Consider the following 20,471-nt stretch of genomic DNA (forward strand, 5'->3'; position numbering starts at 1 on the left):
GGCAAGTGAATTTAAACCACGCCCTGTCCGTCCGATCCGACTTCTCGATCGGCCAATCGCTCCTGCAGGTGGATCACATCATCGAAGAGGCAGTCAAACACGGCTACAAGTCCGTCGCGCTGGTCGATGACATGAGCATCCACAACCTGGTGGACTTCACCTTGAAGGCTAAGAAAGCTGACATCAAGCCAATCATCGGCTGCCGCATTCGCGTGGTCGATGACCCGCTGCACCGTAAGCCGCCCAAAGCCTCCGGCCTGGCCGACAAGCCAAACCCGCTGGTGATGATCAAGGCCTATGCGGTAGACGAGACGGGCATCACGTCCTTGCTCAAGCTGCTGTCCAAGGCTAACAGCAAGGAATACTTCTACTACCACAGCCGTGTTGGCTGGGAGGACGTCGAGCAGCTGGAAGGCGTCATTCTGACCTCGGGCGACTTCTATAACGTGTTCTCGCACCCGCACGGCGCTGAGATTTGGCATAACCTGGCGCACAAGTTCACCGGCCGCATTTACACCGAGCTGGTACCGGTTGATACGCCTCTGTTCGACACGCTCAATGCTAAAGCGCTGGACGTGATCGGCAAGTACGGCATTCCGCCGCTTGTCACGTACCCATTCATGTACCGCCAGGACGAAGACGCAAGCACGCTGGAAGTGCTGAACGTAATTACCAGCCAGCAGAAAATCTCCACGTCATGGCGGCCGCGCCAAACGGTGCGCAACTTCAGCTTTCAGCCGTCGCTGGAACTGACCCGCAAGATGGTGGGCGCGGCCAAGCGCGTGGCGAAGTGGAACGGCATCGTGGCGCCGGCAGCATGGAAGTCAGGTCTGGAAAACATCGAAGCGCTGGCCGACGCCTGCGTCTACGAGTTCAAGAAGCTGCCGGTATCGCTGCCAACCATGGCGCCGAACGAGTTCGAAGCGCTCGGCAAGAAGTGCATCGAAGGCTGGAAGCGCCGCTTCAGTCAGTCGTTCCTGGGCCACATGCCTACCGCTGCGGAGATCCCCCAGTACACTGCGCGCCTGAAGTACGAGCTTGGCGTGCTCAAGACCATGGGCTTCTCTGGCTACTTCCTCCTGGTCGAGGACTTGGTCATGTGGGCTAAGAACAATGGCATCATCGTCGGGCCTGGTCGCGGTTCGGTCGGCGGCTCACTCGTGGCGTACCTGATCGGCATCACCGACGTGGACCCGATCCGCTTCAACCTACTGTTTGAGCGCTTCATCAATCCCGAGCGCCTTGACTTGCCCGACGCCGACTTGGACTTCATGTCCACGCGGCGTCACGAGGTCATCACGTACCTGGCCAACAAGTACGGCGCCGATCGTGTGGCTGGCATTTCCAACTTCTCGACCCTCGCCTCGGCTTCTGCCCTGCGCGATACGGGCCGGGTGTACGAGCTGGACCCGCTGACGCTGTCGGCAACCAAGCTGGTACCGAAAGAGCACGGCATGTCCTACTCGCTCACCGACGCCGCCCTGGCCGTGCCGGAGCTGGAGAGCTTCCGCGACACGCAGCCCGAGATCTGGAACCACGCGTTGAAGCTGGAAGGCGTCATGCGCAGCTTCGGCAAGCACGCCGCTGGCGTTGTCGTGGCCGGCGAACCGCTGATCAACCGGGCCGTGATCGAGTCGCGCGCCAGTGATGAAGACTCCGGGGTGCCGGTGGTCAACTGGGACAAACGATTTGTGGAAGAATGGGGACTGGTCAAAATGGACATTTTGGGCCTGTCCACGCTCGACGTGCTGGAGATCGCCCGAAAGTACATCAAGGACCGCCACCGCGTCGATGTGAGCTATGTGAATCTGCCGCTGGAAGAAAGCGACATCATGGAAGCGTTCGCGCGCGGCGACACCACCGGCGTGTTCCAGTTCGAATCGGGCGGCATGAAAAAGCTGTTGCGCGACCTGGCCAAGGGCGGCCCTCTGACGTTTGAAGACATTACGGCCGCCACCGCGCTGTACCGCCCCGGTCCAATGGATTCGGGTCTGATGACGGACTTTGTCCAGATCAAGCAGGGCAATCGTTCGCCGTATTACGACCACCCCAACATGGAAGCGGCGCTTAAGGACACCTACTCGGTCATCGTGTACCAGGAGCAAGTCATGCAGCTTGCCGTCGACGTGGCCGGCTTCACCCGGGCCGAAGCTGATCACCTGCGTAAGGCGATGGGCAAGAAGGACAAGGTCAAGATGGGCGAAATGCGTGACAAGTGGGTGAAAGGCTGCGACATCACCTCCAGCATGGATGCGGGCACCGCCGGCGACCTGTTCGACAAGATCGAGGCTTTCGCGGGCTACGGCTTCAACCGCAGCCACGCTGTCGAGTACTCGGTGATCTCCTATTGGACAATGTGGGTACGCGTGCGCTACCCGGCCGAATACTTCGCTGCCTGTCTCTCGGTCGTCGACAAGGAAGAGAAAATCCCCGCGCTGGTCAATGATGCGCGCTCCTACGGCATCGAAGTGCTGCCGCCGGACATCAACCTGTCCTCGGACCGCTTCACCATCCCCGACGACAAGCACCTGCTGGCGCCCTTCTCGGCCGTCAAGGGGATTTCAGAGAACACCGCGCGCCGGATCGTCGAACTGCGAAACACGCAGACGGCCAACTGCAGCAGCTTCGCCAGCATCACGGAGCTGGAAGATATCTGCACTGCGAAAGGAAGCAAGGTCAACGTCAAGGTGCGCGACGTGCTGAACCGCGTCGGCGCGCTGGTAGCGCTCCAACCTGGCGAGAAGCCGGCCCGAGATATGAGCAGGCGCCGGGACCAGATCGAACTGATGCCTGGCTTGATGGTCGACACCGTCAAAGCGGATCGCCAAACGGACACCAAAGAGCCGTTCCTGCGCGCGAAGATCATTCACCTGGTCCAGGAATATCGCGAGTGCGAAGGCTGCGACCTCAAGACTCAGCCGCACCCAGCCATCCGAACTGGCGGCACCGTCAAATTCATGGTCGTGTCGGATTGCCCGACCTGGCAGGAAGAGAAGGCAGGCAAGTTCCTCGAAGGGGATGCGGCCGCTTGCGTGAAATCGGCGCTGACTGCCGCAGGGTTGAAGCCTGGCGATGGTTACTTTACCTCGCTGGTGAAGGCCAAAAAGAGCGACAAGTTCTTGAGCAACGGGCAAATCAATGGCTGCTCTGAATTCATCAAGCGAGAGATAGAACTGGTCAAGCCTGCGATCATCATTGCGCTGGGCAGCGCGACGATCAAGCACTTCCTCCCCGGCGTAAAAGGCTCGACAGCCGAGCTAGCCGGCAAGGTCCATTTCGATCCGAAGCTTGACGCCTCGATCGTATGCGGCATCAACGCTCAGCAGGTCCATTTTGACCCAAGCAAGCAGGACGTCCTCGATGCGGTTTTTGCCAAAGTGGCAGAGATCCTCGAGTAAAAATTTAGCTCGGACAGTAAGTCAGTACTGATTTATGTCCGGGCTATAATCTGTAATATAAATATTCGATAGACTAACCAAATGGAGAATGTATGAGCACCCAACAAGCAACCCCGATTGAAGACGCGGAACTGGACGCCTTAATGGCGGAGCTGGAGGAGCAGACGGCCACCGCTGTCACGGTAGCGAAGGTTGCGCCTGCGGCAGCCCCGGTCACTGTCGTCGTGGAAGAAGATGATTTGTCAGGCTTGGATTCGCTCGACGGCGAGCAGTCGACGGCAGCAGTAGCTCCAACCAAACCGGCGGCTGCGCCGGCCATCCTGGACGAAGACGCGGAAATGGCAGCACTGGAGGCCGAGCTGGCTGCCACTGCGCCGGCTGCCGCACCGGTTGCGATGCCTGCGCCAGTTACGAAGCCGGCACCGATCGAGAAGCCTGCACCTGCACCTGCACCGACGCCAGCAGCACCCGCAGCTTCAACACCTTCCCCCGCACCTTCTACCGTAGCGAAACCAGCGGCAGCAGCCAATCGCCCAGCCTTTGAGCTGAAGTTCCACATCGATGTGGAGAAATTCCGCGATGACACGCGCGTGTCCGAAACTACCCTGGACGACTGCATGATGCAGCAAGCCAGCTTGCGCGCTTACTACGGTGCCCAGGCGGCACACTCCGAAGCGCAGCACTCGCGCTTGAAGCTCAAGTCCGAAGTACTCGAGGCGGCGCTGTACAAGAAATTCCGCAAAGAGCTGCTGGATGCGGGCGAAAAGCCAACCGAGAAATTGATCGACGCATACGTGAAAGATGACGCCAACTACCGCGCGCTGGAAAACTTGGTGATCGAAGCCCAGACCATCGCCAACATCAATAAAAGCCTGGTCGATTCCCTCAAGGACCGCCGCGACATGATCATCCAGCTGGGCGCCGATCGTCGTGAAGACGGCAAGGGCCAGGCCCGTGTCATGGCACAAGAACAAGCTCACCAGGACTTGAAAGCACGCGCTCTGAAAGCCGCAGCATAAGACCATTTTGCCTAAAAAGATAAGTAAGTACTGAGCTATAATTAATGCGCTGAACGACGAAAGTCTAAAGGCAACAACCCTACCAAAAACTGAAAGAGAAAAATGGATACTTCCAAACTGATGGCACTGATGGCGGCGAAAAAAGCCGCAATGAAGGTTGCCGAAAAGACGGTGAAGATCGAACCCGGCAAAAACCGCATACGTCTGCTCCCGGGCTGGCGCGTGGGCGAAGAACACGTCTGGTTCCACGACTTCGGTCAACACTTCATCAAGGACGCTTCGGACAAGATCCAGGCTGTGTACATGTGCGCAAGCGCTACCCACGACCGCGACTGCGACGTCTGCAAGGCGCTGACCCAAGCCGGCGTAGCGGCGGCCGACGACGCAACCAGCGAAGTGCTGGCGAAGGCGAAGGCATCGCGCACCGTCCTGATCAATGCGCTGATGCTCGACAGCAAAGAACCGAACACGCCCGTGATTCTGGAAATCAAGCGCGGTGTGTTCGGCCAGTTGGTGGACATCATCGAAGAAAACGGCGCGCTGGTCTTCGCTGAAAACGGCAACGAGATCATCATCAACCGCGAAGGCAAAGGTCTGAATACGAGCTACACGGCTCAGATCAGCCTGAAGACCTATACGGTCCCGCCGGCCGCCCTGGCTAAGCTGAACAACCTGGATGAATACGTCAAACAGGAATCGGCCGAGCAAGAGCGCCGCGCGATCGCCGCAGTCAACACCGTCGCGGGCATGCTGCCTGCACCTGGCGCCGGCGGCGACCGTCCGGAAACGACTGCAAGCCGTCTGGCTGCGCCGTCCAAGTCGAATGACCTGAGCGACGTGATGGACCTCGACGAAACTCCACCAGCTACCCCGGCTGCGGAAGTTGAAGATGATGCGGACCTGACCGCGTTGCTGGCTGACCTGGGCTAAGAACCAGCAAAAAGGGCCGACACGTAGTCGGCTCTTTTTTTCTGTGGAGAACAATTTGAAAAATCACACCCTCCTGATCGACGGAAACTCGATCGGCTACGCCGCTCAGCAAGCGACCAAATTAATCAGTGGCGGCATGGAAACCCAAGCTGCCTTCGGCATGATCCGCGAATTGCGCTCACTGCGTCAGGTTCATCCCGAATACACTCCTTTCGTCCTCTGGGACGGCCGCGCTCAGTGGCGCTTTGACCTTTACCCTCCGTACAAAGGCAGCCGCAACAGCACGCCGGAGCAAGTTGCGATGAAGGAGTCTTACAAAAGGCAGCGGCCGTACATCGCGCGCCTCCTGCGACACCTCGGCGTGCGCCAACTGACCGTGACCTCCGCAGAGGCCGACGACATGGGCGGCTACTTTGCAAAGCTGCTCTCCTCCGCGCCTGGCTCGAAAGTGGGCCTTATCACCGGCGACGAAGACTGGATGCAGCTGGTGCGCGCGGCAACGGCCACCAGCGGCGAAGTGTGGTGGAAAGATCCGCGCTCGGACGGCAAATTCACCAACCACAAAAACTTCTACGACAAGACCGGCTGCCGTACGCCCTTTGCGTTCTTGGAAACCAAGATTCTGATGGGCGACGGCTCCGACGAGATCACTGGCGTCGGAGGTATCGGTGAGAAGGGGGCGCCAGAATTCATCGCTGAATTCGGTAGCGTGCGCGAGTTTTGGCGACGCTGTGACGCGGGTGAGTTCGTTCCCCGTCTCAAGGCGCACAAGCGACTCTACGAGGGCATCTGCCCGCTGGATATCGATCAGTGGATGACGAACTACCCTGGCGATCCGGCGGACGCCAAAGCGCTGAAAAAGTACAAAGATTCTTGGCCTGGCCAAGGTCGCTTGATATACAAGCGCAACTTCCAGCTGATGCAGCTGCTGAAAGTTCCGGCGCCGGCCAAAGCCGATGTCCAGCTCGATGCCGGCAAGTTCGACAAGGAAGCATTCGCAGAGGTGTGCCAAGAACTGGCCTTCGCCAGCATCTTGAAGAACCTAGACGAATTCACCAATACATTTTTGCAGAAATAAGGAAACACAGATGGCTACCTCTCCAAAGAACTCTGGCACCGCCGAAGACCTGATGAAGCTGCTCGATGCAGCGATCGGTGAGAATGACGGCAATTCCCGCGTCACCCAGTTCATCGATACCGGCTTTGCGCCGCTCAACGAAGCGCTGTCGGGCCGTCCTGATGGAGGTCTTCCGTTCGGCCGCATGGTTGAAATGTTTGGCGAGTCGTCCTCGGGCAAAACCGCCCTGGCCACCGAATGGATGGTGCAAGCGCAAAAGATGGGCGGCGTGGCCGGCTTCATCGACTGGGAACGCTCGTTCGACGTCGGCCTGGCCGAGGGCTTCGGCTTGAACAGCGCGCGCCCGTACTGGCTCTACAACAAGGCGGAGACGTGGGAAAGTGGCAACGCTTGGGCTGGCAAGGCCTGCCGTGCAATCCGCGCATCGAAAGCTATCCCTGACTCGGCACCGATTTTGTTTGTGTTTGATTCGATCGCGTCGGCTATTCCGATGTCGATGCTGTACGACGCCAAGGGCGTGCGCCGCGAGATCGACACCTTCACCATGAACGACACGTCGGCGCTGTCTCGTGTGACGTCCACTACGCTCAAGGTGATGGCGCAGTACTGCGAGGAATATAACGCCACCTTCCTGTACCTGAACCAGATTCGCCTCAAGATCGGCGTCGTGTTCGGCGACCCGCGCACCACCCCGGGCGGCAAGGCGATGGAATACTACGCCACCAACCGCATTTCGCTCGGTCGCGAAAAGATCATGTTGCAGTCCAAGGGCGGCAAGGAATTCGTGGGCCAGAACATCAAGATCGAAGTCACCAAGTCCAAGCTGACCAAGCCATTCAAGAAGACGGAGCTGCGCATGTCCTTCGACGAAGACGGCGTGGCGCGCTTCGACCGCGACTATTCGCTGGTGGAGCTGATGCTGGAGCAAAAGCTGCTGGACTCACCATCGAACGGCTACGTTACGTGGGATGGCAAGCGTTTGTCCAAGCGCAGCATGGCTGATCTGATCGGCGCCGAAACTGGTCTGCGCGAGAAACTGGTCGCGATGATGTTCCCCGAAAACGACGACGCTACCGCCTAAGAATCAGCTGGAGTCATAACTATAATGCAACCGCGCGGCAACATCGTCGCGGTTGTTTATAGGAGTTCGCATGCACGTACAAGTTATCGGTTTCATCCCGCCGCACGTTGGCCTGGAAGGCGAATTCAACACAGTCCGTCTGGGCGGCAAGATGGCGAAAGTTTTGACACCGGGTCAGGAAGTGTTCCTGATGGACGAGAAAGAAAAGGCCGTATTTGGGCGCGCTGCGGTGATCAGCGTTGAAATGGGCAAGCTGGAAGAGCTTTGCGAGGTCCACGCACACAAGAATCACACCGAGCTGGCAAACGATCCGGCTGGCGCCCCGCAGCGTCTGATGACCTTCATCCAGAAAATCTTTGGCCCGCACATCGCCCCACCACACAAGCGTACTTGTGTGGTGTATTTGAGGAGGATTGAGTGAGTGATATCGGATTAGAAAACACCCTCCCTTGGGGAAAGTACAAGGGACAAAAAGTCGCAGAAATATTCAAGAAGGACGCGGCCTACCTCTGCTGGCTTCGTGAGCAGCGGAAGAAAGAAAGCAGCGACACGAAATTCTTCGCCCGGGAAGTTCACCTCCTGTTGGACGCGGCAATCGACAGCGAAAAATCGCTTCGATTCCACTACACGTCCTGGGGTACCAATCTCGTCGCTGAGCACGAGGTAGCTCAAGACATGGCAAGGCAGCGGGCCGAACGGGCGGCAATTGACGCGGCCTGTTACGACGAATCCTGGGGGATGTTTTGAGCGTCCGTACCGAAAACCGTCTGATGGGCAAGCTGACTGGCGTGTTCTACGAGACGGCCGGCGGCAGCAAGCTGTACCTGGCGCTGCGCAGCAAGCGCGAGATCATGCGTGCCAAGTACGCCTGGTGCATCGAAGCATCGGCCCTGCAGAAGTGCCGCGACGCCGGCATTACAGCGGTCGGGGTTCTTTGGAAGGACGGCAGCAAGCGAATGGTCCACCTGACGCATATCGACGACTGGGAAGGGCCAAACAGTTTCCCCCTATTCACCCACTGCAAGCAGCGATGCCTTCCCATGAAGGCGTTTCGAGTTGATCCAATGCGATCCGAAGCGGTCATCGCAAAAGCAATCAAACTGCGCTGATCCGCGGTCAATTGTAAGTAAGTCCTGACTTACTAGACTATAATGACCATTGATACAGAGATTTTGAGGTACCGCATGGGCATTTCAGCAGCATTGATGTGCCTCGCGCTCAACATTTATAACGAGGCGCGAGGTGAGGTTTTAGGAGGTCAGCAAGCAGTTGCGCTAGTCACGATGAACCGAGCGGGATGGGAACCCAAACGGGTTTGCGAGGAGGTACATAGGCCGGGGCAATTCAGCTGGACAACCGGGAAGCAAGGGCCGCCGAAGGAAAAAGAGGCCTGGGATTTAGCGCTGGAAGTGGCGCGCGACGTAATGAACCGCCGGGTACCAGACTTCACCGACGGAGCGACCTTCTTCCACGCCAAGCGTGTGCGCCCGAAGTGGCGCCACACTGAGCAATACGTGATGACTCTAGGTAGTCATCTTTTTTATAAATCCAGTAATAAGTAAGTACTGACATAGGAGCAACACCCAATGAAGCCATTTGGCGTTATCAGTGACACTCACCATCACGGCTGGTCCGCGTTTGCGACGACCACGCCGGATGGCATCAACAGCCGCCTGGCCGAAACATTAAGCGAGACGCGCCGCTGTGCCGACGCGGTGCTCAAGGCGGGTGGCAACACCATCTACCACGGCGGCGACCTGTTCCACGTACGCGGCTCGATTGCGCCGTCGGTGCTCAACCCGACCATGGACTGCTACAAGGAACTGATCGCCAAGGGCATTCGCTTCGTCATCAACGCCGGCAACCACGACCTGGAAGGCAAGGAAGCGGCCCGCGTGAGCAGTGCCATCACCTCGCTGGAGGGCATCGGCTGCCACGTCGTCAATGCGCCGAACTATCACGCTTTCGACGACATGGTGATCATTCCCTGGATTCCCAAGTTGGCTGACCTCAAGGTTGCCATCGAGCACGTTGCCCCCGCAGACCGTCCTGGCTGCGACCTGTTGCTGCACGCGCCGATCGACGGCGTCATCCCAGGCCTGCCTGATCACGGTCTGGACTGGGGCTACTTGAACAGCCTGGGCTACCGCCGCGTCTTCGCTGGCCACTACCACCATCACAAGAACGTAGGCGGCAACGTGTGGTCGATCGGCAGCCTCACCGCGCAGACCTGGAGCGACATCGGCGCGAAGGCGGGCTTCCTCCTGGTCGACGACACCGATGTGAAGTGGATGGCAAGCCACGCGCCCTCCTTCGTCGAGATCGACGGCGGCACCGACGCAAGCGAAATTCCCCTTATCGTCGATGGCAACTATGTGCGCGTCAAGATGGACACGTCGAAAGAGTCGGACGTGACGATGATGCGTGACTATCTGACCAGCGTCGGCGCGCACGGCGTCACCATTCTCCCGGTAAAGAAAATCGCGTCGGCAACCGCGCGCGCCGGCGGCACCCTGCTCAAGGCTGGGGCCACGCTGGAGCAGTCGATCGGCGACTTCATCAAGACCAAGGGCTTCAGGCTCGAGGCGGCTGTGGCTGCTGAATGCGCTGACGTGCTGGCGGCCGTGCGGAGCGTCGCATGAGCTGGGCACTTCTCGCCGTCTCGGCCGTACCGCAGTCAGGTAACGCCGTCTTGGCCGCCAGCGACGACTTGCTCAAGGAGATCGCGGACGACGACCACTTGGAGTACCTGACATTTTTCCCCGAAACCCCAGGTGTCTACCTCTGGCGCGGCGTCGTTACGGCAACTGCCGACGAGTTCACCTGCGTGGGCCAAGCCCGCCTCGTCCATACGGCCGGCTCCGAACTGACCCACATTCTCAATAAAAATGGAGCTTCAACGCTGTGAAAATCCCATCACTCCAAATCGAAAACTTCCTCACGATCGGCTCAGCCAGCTTGGAACTGGACGATCGCGGCCTGCTGCTGATCCAGGGCATCAACTCGGCCGATAGCTCGGCTACCTCCAACGGCGCCGGCAAGTCCTCCGCTGTCGACGGTCTGTGCTGGTGCCTTTACGGCGAAACCGCGCGCGGCGTCTCGGGCGATGAAGTGGTCAACCGCACGGCCAAAAAAGACACGAGCGTGGTCACGGTGCTTGAAGATGGCGAAGTGCAGTACCGCATTGAGCGCTACCGCAAGCACACCAAGCAGAAGAACCAGCTGCTGGTGTGGCAAATTCTCAGCCCCGGCACCCCGCCGGTAGCCCTGCACAAGGGAACCGATCGCGAGACCCAGGAAGTGGTCAACAAGATCGTCGGCTGCGGCCTAGACGTGTTCCGGGGCGCGATCTACGCCGGCCAAGAAATGATGCCCGATCTGCCGGGCATGACCGACAAGCAGCTCAAATTGCTGATCGAGGAGGCGGCCGGCGTTGAAGAGCTGGGCGAAGCCTACAAGGAAGCCGGCAAACGGGCGCTGGTGATCGAAAAGAGCCTCGTGGCTGCGCAGACCCACGTCGCATCCCTCGGCAGCCGCCTGGGCGCTCTAGAGGGCGAACTGACTAATGCCGAAACCGAGCATGGTTCGTTTGAAACCGGTCGCCGGGGCCGCGCGCTGGCTGTGCTGGCTGGCATGTCGCCGATCGAAACGGCTATCGTCACGAAGACGGCCGAGCTGACCGCGCTGGACGAGCCAACACTGACCACGGAAAAGGCCGAAGTAGAGGCCCGCTTGGCCGCCGTGAGCGGTCAGCAGGAAGAACTGCGCAGCCTCTCCGCCCTGGAGCGCGCCGCCGGCGACAAGGTTACGCGTTTCCGCTCCACCGTCGAGCAGCTGAAAACCGCGAAGGCAAAGGCCGAGGAAAACCTGGCCACCGTCAATTCCCGCGTCGGTACCGCCTGCGGCGAGTGCAGCAAGACCTATTGTGAGCACGACCTGGAGAAGGTTAAGGAGTTGCGCGTCAACGGCGTGGCGCTGGCCAAGAAGAATCTGATCGAAGCGGTCACAAGCTGCCGCACCGCGATTGAATGCCACGCGGCCACCGTCAAAGCCGTGAGCGACTTCCAGGCGACGATGACCGACACGACGGCCGACGCCGCCAGGCTGAGCGTGCTGACTGGCCAGATCGCAGCCGCGACCCGCTTGACTGCGCAAATTGCGGCCCACCACAAAGAAATTGATGGCATCAAGGCTGGCGCCCGCGCCAAGTTGGCCGAAGCGAACCCTTGGACCAAAGCGGTTGAGTCGAAAAAAGACGACATCAAGCGCTGCAAGACCGATATTGCCACCGCATCGACCGGCGTGGCCGAGCTGGAAGACAAGCTGGCCCTGGCCAATGACGTGGTAACTGTGTTCGGCCCTGCCGGCGTGCGCGCCCATATTCTGGACACCGTCACTCCGTTCCTGAACGAGAAGACTGGCGAATACCTTGGCGCCCTGTCCGACGGCAATATCGTTGCCACCTGGTCCACGCTGTCCAAAACCGCCAAGGGCGAACTGCGCGAGAAGTTCAACATCGCAGTGACCAACGACACCGGCGCCGACTCGTTCAAAGGCCTGTCGGGCGGCGAGAAGCGCAAGGTGCGCCTGGCCACCAACATGGCGCTGCAGGACATGGTCGCTACGCGCGCTGAGAAGCCTCTGGGCCTGTGGATCGGCGACGAGATTGACGACGCGCTGGACGAGGCCGGCCTGGAGCGTCTGATGACCATCCTCGACACCAAAGCGAAGTCGCACGGCACCGTGGTGGTGATCAGCCACAACTCGCTGGCCGACTGGATCGATAACGTCATCACGGTGGAGAAAACTGGTGGTGTCTCCACTATTACCGGCGCCAATACACGCGCCACGTCCTAAGCGGGACGTAATCACGACCCAGCCGCGCAGGGCTGGCAAGTCTATCGTCGCAAAGATGATTCGCGAGAATTTCGGCGCGACGATGACAGGCCGCCCCCTGCGAGGTACCGAAATTACCCAAATCCTGGTCGATGAATATTTCGATTCAGAAATTACGAAAGGCAGTGAACAAATGGCAAAAGCAGCGCAGTCGGTCAGCGAGGAAACGATCCGACGAACGAAGGAGCTGGCAGAAGCAATGTCGGCATATTTCTCGATGGATGAAAAGGTCAAGACGGACCTCCTCTCGCCAGCGACACTGACGGCGAAGGTGCCGGGCAAAGGCTATCGCAAGGTATCGCATGTTGGCGGCGAAACCTTCATTTTCGACGGCGTCTACGTCGGCGCAACCAACCGCCTGATCTTTGTCTTGGTGCCCGAGTCGGGAAGCGAAGCCTCGGGCTACACCCAGGTGGAACTGACGGAGCAGGAAGGCCAGAACCTCCTCGACAATTTCCGCTCCCACTGTACGGCGGCCGCCGGCCGCAACTTCCGCGAGGCTATGCATGAGATCCATGCTGTCGAGCGCCAAGCGGCCAAGGTGGAGGAAGTGGCAGAAAAAGCAACCGACTATGAGCAATACGGCTCCTGGTAACGACGACTGGAAATAACGATGAAAATGAAAATCTGCGGCATGGACCCTTCCCTGCAAAACTTCGGGATCGCCTTCGCGACGCTCGACCTCGACACCTTGACGTTCGTGGTGGACCGCTTTGAACTCGCGAAGACCGCGCCCGAGAAAGACAAGAAAGTGCGCAAGGTGGTTCGCAAAAACAGCGAAGATCTGGAGCGCGCCAAAATACTGCACGGCGCGGCAATGGGCGCAGTCAAAGGCATCTGGCTGGCGTTCGTTGAGGTACCAGTCGGCAGCCAGTCGTCGCGCGCGATGGCCTCCTACGGCGTCTGCATTGGCGTACTGGCGGCAGTCGGGCAGGCGGTGCCCATGGTTCAAGTCACCCCGACCGAAGTGAAGCTGGCCGGCGCCGGCGTTAAGACCGCCACTAAGGAAGAAATGATCGAAGCAATGATGGCGAAGTATCCAAACGCGCCGTGGCCAATGCAGAAGAAGGCGGGCGTGATGGTCCCTATCGCCAGCGTCTGCGAACACTTGGCCGATGCCGTCGCTGCAATCGAAGCCGGGATGGCCACGGACGAGTTTCGTCAAACTATTGCTATGTACCGCAGCTCCCCAATGTTTAAGCTTGCAGCGGCAGCATAAGTTCTACCTTTGCCTGAAAAGATAAGTCAGTACTGAGCTATTATTCATTTGCACTGACTTATCTGGAACAGCAAATGGCAATCACGAAGAATCACTTGTGGCACGACTGGCTAAAGGACTTTGGGGATGAAAAGCTCACACGGTCCAAGTTTGAAGACCAGTTCATGGGCACCTTCAAAACTGAGCCGGCCGGGCTGTTGGCGTCAATGGGGCCGGTTCACGTCATGATCCCAGTCAACCCTTTCGAAGTCCGCGATCCCGCGTATGTTCAGCATCAACAGCACGCGCAAGCCGAGAAGATACGCCGCGAGTTAGAGAAAAAGACCCCGCAATGCATTAACTGCGAAATGGTCACGTTCAAAACAGAACGACACTACGAGCACTCAGCGATGCGCGAAAGCGAAGTCATGACAGCCAGTTGCAAACTCAGTCGCTGCAACCAGTCAAAGATCGTCAAAGGTGACGTCGTTCACCCTTATGACCTCATATTGGACGAAACGCTGCCCTACCTCCCTGAAGTCTCAGCCGACATCCCGGAGTCCGCTTCGGGCGACGCCTGGTAATTTTTTCACGCTTTAAAATGTAAGTCAGTGCTGACTTATATATAATTCACATTCCAGTTTTACTTTCACCTCAAAGGACGAAGCAATGTTTGTAACCAAGCGCGACGGCAGCACCCAACCACGCGACATCAACAAGATCCACAAACTGACCGAATGGGCCACCCAAGGCCTTGACGTATCCCAGTCCGAGCTGGAAATGAACGCCAACCTACTGTTCTTCGACGGCATGAAGACCTCGATGATCCATGACTCGATCACCCAGGCGGCCGCAGGCCTGAACAACATCGAAGCGCAAGACTGGACCTTCGTCGCTGCACGGCTGGTGCTGCTCAAGCTGTATAAGGAAGCCTGGAACGACATCGATTATCCGCACCTGCGCACCTACCTGGTGGCCGGCGTGGCAAACTCGAAGCTCGACACGCGCCTGGTCAACCTGTTCGACCTGAACCGCCTGAACGACGCCATCGCGCCGGAGCGTGATCGTCAATTCACCTACATCGGCATCCAGACGCTGGCCGACCGGTACCTGATCCGCGACCAGCAAAAGCGCACCATTGAGCTGCCGCAGCACTTCTTCATGCGTGTTGCCATGGGCCTGTCGGTCCTCGAGGAAAAGCCTACCGAGCGCGCCATCGAGTTCTACAACGTGTTGTCGCACCACGAATTCATCAATTCCACACCCACCCTGTTCAACTCGGGCACCCTGCACGCCCAACTGGCCAGCTGCTTCCTGAATTCGGTCGCCGACACCATTACCAATGACGAAGGCACCCACCGCTTCGCCTCGATCTACGGCACCATCGAAGAATGCGCGATCCTGTCCAAGTACGCCGGTGGCCTGGGCACCGACTGGCATCGCTTGCGCGGCATGGGCGGCTATATCAAGGGCACCGACGGCACCAGTTCGGGCATCGTGCCTTACTTGAAGGTGTTCAACGACACCGCAGTGGCGGTGAACCAAGGCGGCAAGCGCGCCGGCTCCTTCGCGGCCTACATCGAACCGCACCACCCGGACGCCTTCGCTTTCATCGACCTCAAGAAGGAATCGGGCGACGACCGTCAACGCGCGCACGATATTTTTCCTGCATTCTGGATGAACGACCTGTTCATGCAGCGCAAAGAAGAAAAAGGCGTCTGGAGCTTCTTCTGCCCACACACCTACCCGGAACTGCACGAGCTGTACGGCGAGGCGTTCGAAGCGCGCTACACCGAGCTGGAAACGGCTGGCAAGTACGTCGAGCAGGTTTCAGCGATGGACATGTGGAAGAAGATTCTGGGCGCCTTGTTCGAAACCGGCCACCCGTGGATCACCTTCAAGGACGAGTGCAACCGCCGCAACCCGCAGCAGCACGTCGGCGTCGTTCACAGCTCCAACCTGTGCACGGAAATCACGCTCAACACGAGCGACGACGAAACTGCCGTCTGCAACATCGGTAGCGTCAACATGGCAGTCATGAAGTCCACCGAGCACATGAAACGCGTGATCCGCACCGCCATGCGCATGCTGGACAACGTCATCGACATCAACTTCTATGGCAGCGACCGCGCGAAGGCATCGAACCTGCGCCACCGCCCTGTCGGCCTGGGCATGATGGGCTACACCGAATGGCTGGTGAAGAACGGCATCGACTGGGAAAGCCAGGAGCATCTGGAAGCGGCTGACAAACTGATGGAAGAGTTCTCGTACGCCGCCATCGACGCCTCCGCAGACCTGGCCATCGAGCGCGGCGCCTACGCTACGTTCCCGGGCAGCCTGTGGAGCAAAGGCATTCTGCCGATCGACACCGCCAAGCCTGCTGCAGTGGCGCTGACCTCCCACCAGCCCGACGTGGCCAAGTGGCAAGCGCTGCGCAACAAGGTGATGGCTACCGGCATGCGCAACTCAAACACCATGGCCATCGCTCCGACCGCCACTATTTCGAACATTGTCGGCACGACTCCGACCATCGAACCGATCTTCCTGCGCGAGGTGGTGAAGAAAAACCTGTCCGGTAGCTTCATCGTCACCGATCCGTCGCTGCGCTACGGCCGCCCAGAGTTGTGCAAGGAAGCGTTCGAAGTCGATGCGATGTGGCTGCTCAAGGCCGCCGGCGTTCGTCAGAAATGGCCCGACCAGGCGCAGTCGACCAATATCTTCGTGAAGGCCAACGTCAAAGGTAAAGACCTGGACGTGATCTACACGACGGCTTGGCAACTGGGCTTGAAAACCACCTACTACCTGCGCGGCCAGTCGGCATCGGCAAAGACGGCAGAAGTTGGCCCAAAGGTAGAGATTCAGGCGCCGGTGGAAGAGGAACCAGTCAACAACCTCTGCAGCCTGGATAACCCTAACTGCGAATCCTGCCAGTAACGCGGTAACAAAAGGGGCTTCGGCCCCTTTTCCTCAATTCCTCATTTACAGAAACACGATGAACCTCATTGAAATGATCAACGCCCGCCGCCTGATCAACGGCCCCGAAGACAAGCTGATGTGCGTCTCGCCATTAAAGCACCCATGGGCGTGGGAAATGCTCGACCGAATGGAGAACAACCACTGGCTGCCGAAGTCGATTCCCATGGGCGACGATGTGCTGTGCTATCGCACCCGCATGGATCAGGCCGAGCGTCAAATGTACGACCGCTCCCTGGCCTTCTTGTCGAACCTGGACGGCATCCAGTTCAACAACCTGATCACCAACATCGGCCGGCACGTCACCTCCCCCGAAGCATCGATGACGCTCGCGCGCCAAGCCTACGAGGAGGCGAACCACGTTCGTTCCTACGCGACCATGACCGAGGCCGTTTCGCTGGCGCCGCAGGAAATCTACGGCATGTATCAGACCGACGAGATCCTGGCTAACAAGAACAAATTCATCATGGCCCAGTCCGACGAGCTGAAGGGCGACTTCACGCCAGTCAAGTTTGCCCTGGCGGTGATCGGCAATATCTGCCTGGAAGGCATCTACTTCTACTCAGGCTTCCTCAATTTTTACGTGCTGGCCAAAAACGGCAAGATGCTCAAGAGCGCCGACCACATCAAGTACATCCAGCGCGATGAGGAAACGCACCTGGAGTTCTTCTGCCGCATGTACGAGACGCTGCAGCAGGAGAATCCGGAAATCTTCACGCCGGAATTCTACGCAGCAGCGCGCAAGCTCATGATGGCTGCCGTCGAGTTGGAAATCTCCTGGGGCAAACACACTATCGAAGGCGGCGTGCTGGGCCTGACCGACGCCATCGTCGAGCTGCGCATCAAGCACCTGGCTAACGTACGCGCTGCGCGCCTGGGCTGGGAACCGCTCTACCCCGGCGTGAAGAATCCAACCCCATGGGTGGAGAAGTTCTCGGCAGTGAACGGCTCCGAGGTGAACTTCTTTGAAGGTAAGCCGACGGACTATCAAGCAGGCGGTCTTGAATGGTCATAACTGACAGTTTTGCCTGAAAATGTAAGTAAGTACTGAGCTATAATAAGTTCAAGCAAGGGCGCGATGCCCTTGCTGCAACAGGAGAGAAACCCATGACAGATAACGTTTTTCAGTTTAAGGCGAAGTCAGCGACCGCTGATGTTTCCCCGGCTGAGCAACAGGAAGTTGTCGCCGAAATGATGACGCAAAGCTGCGCAATGTTCGTGCTGTCCACCCTGGCCTTCTATGCAAACCAGGGCTTCGACCACGGCCACCGCGCGCGCGCAGCCATGCCGGCGATCAAGGAATTGCTGGCAACAAAAGGCGTCAACGTCGAATTCGCACAACCGCAGTAATCCACACGCCGTCCAGACTCACATCGGTATTGTTTATTTTTCAACCATAAGGGAATTATGAAACGTTCACTCTTAGCCATCGCAATGCTGACTTCGCTGGCAGCTTGCAGCCGTCAGCAGGAAGTGCCACCTCACGCGGTCGCGCCGGCGGCCCAGCCAATCCAGGTAGCAGCGCAGCCGGCCGCAGCAGCGCCAGTGATCATCAACCAGGCGCCGGCCGCAACTCCAAGCTCGGGCGTGGGCGACATGCTCATGGGCGGCGCGGTGGGTTACATGCTGGGTTCGGCAGGCAATCGCAATTCGAACAATCACGCGGCCCCAGTCCCAGCGCCGGCCACCCGTGTAATTAACCGGACTACCGTCATCAACAAGACCGTGGTCATCAAGCGGCAGCCGAAGGTCAACCTGAGCAAGTCAAGCTCGTACCGGTCCAGCTTCTCCAGCTCGCGCAGCGGGAGCCGTCGCTAATGTCGTTCGCCGCAATTCCATTTAGCACCTTGTTCTGGACCGTAGTGTCGTCGGCAGCTGTCGGCTTCGTTCTCGGCGCCATCGTCTCGCACAAGGCCCACGTTTTCTACAAAAAGCACGCAGCATGAGCGCCACCGTCAAAATTATCGAACACAGTATTGCCCCGAACGGCAAAGAGCTGGTTACGTTCCAAGTGAAGTACCAGCGCTTCATTCACGCGGAAGCAAAAACGCACCGTGCAATGACCATCGCCGACCAGTCGGTAGAGCTGCTGCAGGAAGTCGGCCTGATGGACTGTGCTGATCTGTCGCGCAATGCCAGTTCCTCGCGCGCCATCCCGGTCAACAAGATGATCGCCGCCACCCTGGCCGATCCAGCTTTCTTCTCGCATGTCGGCAAAAACCAGCCAGGCATGCAAGCGCGTGAAGAAGTCTCGCCCGAAGTCAAAGCGCAGTTCAAGAAGGAATGGATCGAGCTGGCCGAAATCGTTGGTGGCTTCGTTGACCGCTGGTCGAACGGCTACGGCATCCACAAGCAGGTGGCCAACCGCGCGCTGGAACCGTGGCAGCACATCAGCGTGATCGTCACCGCGACCGAACTGGACAATTTCTTTGCGCTGCGCGACCACGTTGATGCGCAGCCGGAGATCCGCGACCTGGCCATCCTCATGAAGGCGGCCCTGGCCTCCTCCACGCCAACGTTGCGCACCGAAGATCCGGGCCGCGCTACTTCGTGGCACCTGCCGTACGTGACGGCCGCCGAGCGTCTGGAATACCACGGCCAGCCGGCGTACCTGGCCCAACTGTCGGCGGCACGCTGCGCGCGCGTTTCGTACCTCACCCACGATGGCCAGGCGCCATCGGTGGAGAAAGACATCGCCCTGTTCATGAGCCTGGTTGGCAGCGAACCGCTGCACGCCTCGCCAGTTGAGCACCAGGCATACCCGCTTCTGCTGTCGGACACCCGCTGCAAGAACTTCGTCGGCTGGCAGCAATACCGCCAGATCGTCGAGCAATCCTTTATCAAATAACCGGAGAACCACATGCTGCAAAACTTACTCGCCGCTCTGCGCGGCAAGAAAAACACCACCGCTGTCGTCATGACCGCCTTCGGCAAGACCCTGTCCGAACTGCGCCAGGTGGAATCGGAGCACGAGAAACAGGCAGCGGAAGCTGCAATCAGCGCCCAACAGGCCCAGGCCGAGCACGCGGCCGCCAAGCAGGAAGCTGCCACCGCTGCCGCCGTCGCTGCCCGCCTGGAGTCGCTGATCAGCACCAGTGCTGCGGCCGCCGAAGGCTTCTCCGACATTCGCCCAGTCGCCGTCTGAACCATATCCATGCTGCGGCGCTGCCGCAGCATCGTCCAAAAGGAACAATATGCAATTCGAACAATATCAAGGGCTGGCCCTCAAGACCGAGTCGGTGCCGGCGGCTCTGCACATCAACCAATTCGCGCTCCTGTCGGTGCTGGACATCGCCATTGCGGCCACGAAGATCGCCGACCTGGCAAAGCGCAAGCTCTACTACGGCAAGGACTTCCCGCAGGAGCGACTGGTCGGCGAGCTTGAAGGCTTGTTTGCGTCCGTACTTTCCTTCAAGGATCTAGCCGCCGCCGACAGCAGCGGCGAAATCAACAACCCCGAGGGGCCGCACGGGGAGCTGCTGGCAGAAGAATTCCGCGGTATTTCCCTGGACAAGCTCAACATTCGTCTGCTGCATGGCGCACTGGGACTGTTCACCGAGTCAGGCGAACAGCTGGAAGCGCTGCGCGTGCAGTTCTTGGGCAAGGGACTGGACATGGTCAACTTCGCCGAAGAAGTGGGCGACGCCAACTGGTACGACGCGGTGCAGAAGGACGAGCTGGCCAAGCTTGCCGCCGCCGACGGCAAGAGCATCAACGACGCTACGATCCGCTTGAGCAACATCACCAAGCTGCAAGGCAATGCCAAGCTCAAGGGCCGCTACGCCGAAGGCGACTTCAACGTGATCGACGCGCTCAATCGCAACTTGGCGCGTGAGCGCGCGCTGCTGGAGTCCTCCGACGACTCGGCTGCTGTTGCCGACACCAAGGTGGCGTAACC

The 20,471-nt window shown here is 59.0% G+C and carries 22 protein-coding genes; all 22 read left to right on the plus strand.

Translation table 11 applies throughout. The annotated features are described in order from the left end of the window. The first annotated feature begins 5 nt into the window (after positions 1 to 5). The 22 genes from dnaE to F8197_RS06610 all read left to right on the plus strand — a co-directional run bounded on the left by dnaE (position 6) and on the right by F8197_RS06610 (position 20,469). Complete coding sequence (gene dnaE, locus F8197_RS06505; RefSeq protein ID WP_373996806.1) at positions 6 to 3,398, plus strand: DNA polymerase III subunit alpha; 3,393 nt, start codon at positions 6 to 8, stop codon at positions 3,396 to 3,398. A 92-nt stretch (positions 3,399 to 3,490) separates the two neighbouring features. Further along, a complete protein-coding gene (locus F8197_RS06510) occupies positions 3,491 to 4,417 on the plus strand; it encodes a hypothetical protein (RefSeq protein ID WP_152881136.1) in 927 nt (308 codons plus the stop codon). A gap of 129 nt (positions 4,418 to 4,546) precedes the next feature. Then, entirely contained in the window at positions 4,547 to 5,347 is an 801-nt protein-coding gene (locus tag F8197_RS06515) for a regulator (protein WP_152881139.1), read from the plus strand. 55 nt (positions 5,348 to 5,402) lie between these two features. Beyond that, on the plus strand, positions 5,403 to 6,425 hold the full coding sequence (locus F8197_RS06520) for a 5'-3' exonuclease H3TH domain-containing protein (RefSeq protein ID WP_152881141.1): 1,023 nt from the start codon (positions 5,403 to 5,405) through the stop codon (positions 6,423 to 6,425). 10 nt (positions 6,426 to 6,435) lie between these two features. After that, positions 6,436 to 7,506, plus strand: coding sequence for a DNA recombination/repair protein RecA (locus tag F8197_RS06525; RefSeq protein WP_227012136.1), 1,071 nt, complete (start codon positions 6,436 to 6,438; stop codon positions 7,504 to 7,506). Between the two features lie 70 nt (positions 7,507 to 7,576). Continuing rightward, on the plus strand, positions 7,577 to 7,927 hold the full coding sequence (locus tag F8197_RS06530) for a hypothetical protein (RefSeq protein WP_152881143.1): 351 nt from the start codon (positions 7,577 to 7,579) through the stop codon (positions 7,925 to 7,927). Then, positions 7,924 to 8,253 (plus strand): hypothetical protein, encoded by a 330-nt coding sequence (locus tag F8197_RS06535; RefSeq protein WP_152881145.1) that lies wholly within the window; start codon positions 7,924 to 7,926, stop codon positions 8,251 to 8,253. Before F8197_RS06530 ends, F8197_RS06535 begins: the two co-directional genes overlap by 4 nt. Then, positions 8,250 to 8,615 carry a hypothetical protein gene (locus tag F8197_RS06540; protein WP_152881147.1) on the plus strand — a complete coding sequence of 122 codons (366 nt, stop codon included), beginning with the start codon at positions 8,250 to 8,252 and terminating at the stop codon, positions 8,613 to 8,615. Before F8197_RS06535 ends, F8197_RS06540 begins: the two co-directional genes overlap by 4 nt. A 42-nt stretch (positions 8,616 to 8,657) precedes the next feature. Beyond that, positions 8,658 to 9,068, plus strand: a complete 411-nt coding sequence (locus tag F8197_RS06545; RefSeq protein ID WP_152881149.1) for a cell wall hydrolase — start codon at positions 8,658 to 8,660, stop codon at positions 9,066 to 9,068. A gap of 24 nt (positions 9,069 to 9,092) precedes the next feature. Next, positions 9,093 to 10,148 carry a metallophosphoesterase gene (locus F8197_RS06550; RefSeq protein ID WP_152881151.1) on the plus strand — a complete coding sequence of 352 codons (1,056 nt, stop codon included), beginning with the start codon at positions 9,093 to 9,095 and terminating at the stop codon, positions 10,146 to 10,148. Then, positions 10,145 to 10,414 (plus strand): hypothetical protein, encoded by a 270-nt coding sequence (locus F8197_RS06555; RefSeq protein WP_152881153.1) that lies wholly within the window; start codon positions 10,145 to 10,147, stop codon positions 10,412 to 10,414. The genes F8197_RS06550 and F8197_RS06555 overlap by 4 nt, the downstream gene beginning before the upstream one ends. Beyond that, positions 10,411 to 12,363 carry an AAA family ATPase gene (locus F8197_RS06560; RefSeq protein ID WP_373996807.1) on the plus strand — a complete coding sequence of 651 codons (1,953 nt, stop codon included), beginning with the start codon at positions 10,411 to 10,413 and terminating at the stop codon, positions 12,361 to 12,363. The genes F8197_RS06555 and F8197_RS06560 overlap by 4 nt, the downstream gene beginning before the upstream one ends. Positions 12,364 to 12,418: 55 nt before the next feature. Next, positions 12,419 to 12,997, plus strand: a complete 579-nt coding sequence (locus F8197_RS06565) for a hypothetical protein (RefSeq protein ID WP_152881157.1) — start codon at positions 12,419 to 12,421, stop codon at positions 12,995 to 12,997. An 18-nt stretch (positions 12,998 to 13,015) separates the two neighbouring features. Further along, entirely contained in the window at positions 13,016 to 13,621 is a 606-nt protein-coding gene (locus tag F8197_RS06570; RefSeq protein ID WP_152881158.1) for a hypothetical protein, read from the plus strand. Between the two features lie 74 nt (positions 13,622 to 13,695). Continuing rightward, a complete protein-coding gene (locus tag F8197_RS06575) occupies positions 13,696 to 14,184 on the plus strand; it encodes a hypothetical protein (protein ID WP_152881160.1) in 489 nt (162 codons plus the stop codon). Between the two features lie 85 nt (positions 14,185 to 14,269). Next, on the plus strand, positions 14,270 to 16,534 hold the full coding sequence (locus F8197_RS06580; protein ID WP_152881162.1) for a ribonucleoside-diphosphate reductase subunit alpha: 2,265 nt from the start codon (positions 14,270 to 14,272) through the stop codon (positions 16,532 to 16,534). A 58-nt stretch (positions 16,535 to 16,592) separates the two neighbouring features. Then, a complete protein-coding gene (locus tag F8197_RS06585; protein ID WP_152881164.1) occupies positions 16,593 to 17,588 on the plus strand; it encodes a ribonucleotide-diphosphate reductase subunit beta in 996 nt (331 codons plus the stop codon). A gap of 92 nt (positions 17,589 to 17,680) precedes the next feature. Beyond that, the gene (locus F8197_RS06590; RefSeq protein WP_152881166.1) at positions 17,681 to 17,923 is read left to right on the plus strand and encodes a hypothetical protein; all 243 of its coding nucleotides are present in this window, start codon (positions 17,681 to 17,683) and stop codon (positions 17,921 to 17,923) included. Positions 17,924 to 17,980: 57 nt separating this feature from the next. Then, a complete protein-coding gene (locus F8197_RS06595; protein WP_152881168.1) occupies positions 17,981 to 18,391 on the plus strand; it encodes a hypothetical protein in 411 nt (136 codons plus the stop codon). A 124-nt stretch (positions 18,392 to 18,515) separates the two neighbouring features. Beyond that, the gene (locus F8197_RS06600; protein WP_152881170.1) at positions 18,516 to 19,421 is read left to right on the plus strand and encodes an FAD-dependent thymidylate synthase; all 906 of its coding nucleotides are present in this window, start codon (positions 18,516 to 18,518) and stop codon (positions 19,419 to 19,421) included. A gap of 12 nt (positions 19,422 to 19,433) precedes the next feature. Beyond that, positions 19,434 to 19,718 (plus strand): hypothetical protein, encoded by a 285-nt coding sequence (locus F8197_RS06605; RefSeq protein WP_152881172.1) that lies wholly within the window; start codon positions 19,434 to 19,436, stop codon positions 19,716 to 19,718. 49 nt (positions 19,719 to 19,767) lie between these two features. Continuing rightward, complete coding sequence (locus F8197_RS06610) at positions 19,768 to 20,469, plus strand: hypothetical protein (protein WP_152881174.1); 702 nt, start codon at positions 19,768 to 19,770, stop codon at positions 20,467 to 20,469. Positions 20,470 to 20,471 lie beyond the last annotated feature (2 nt).

Source organism: Duganella sp. FT27W (assembly GCF_009295655.1).
Lineage (GTDB): Bacteria > Pseudomonadota > Gammaproteobacteria > Burkholderiales > Burkholderiaceae_D > Rugamonas > Rugamonas zoogloeoides.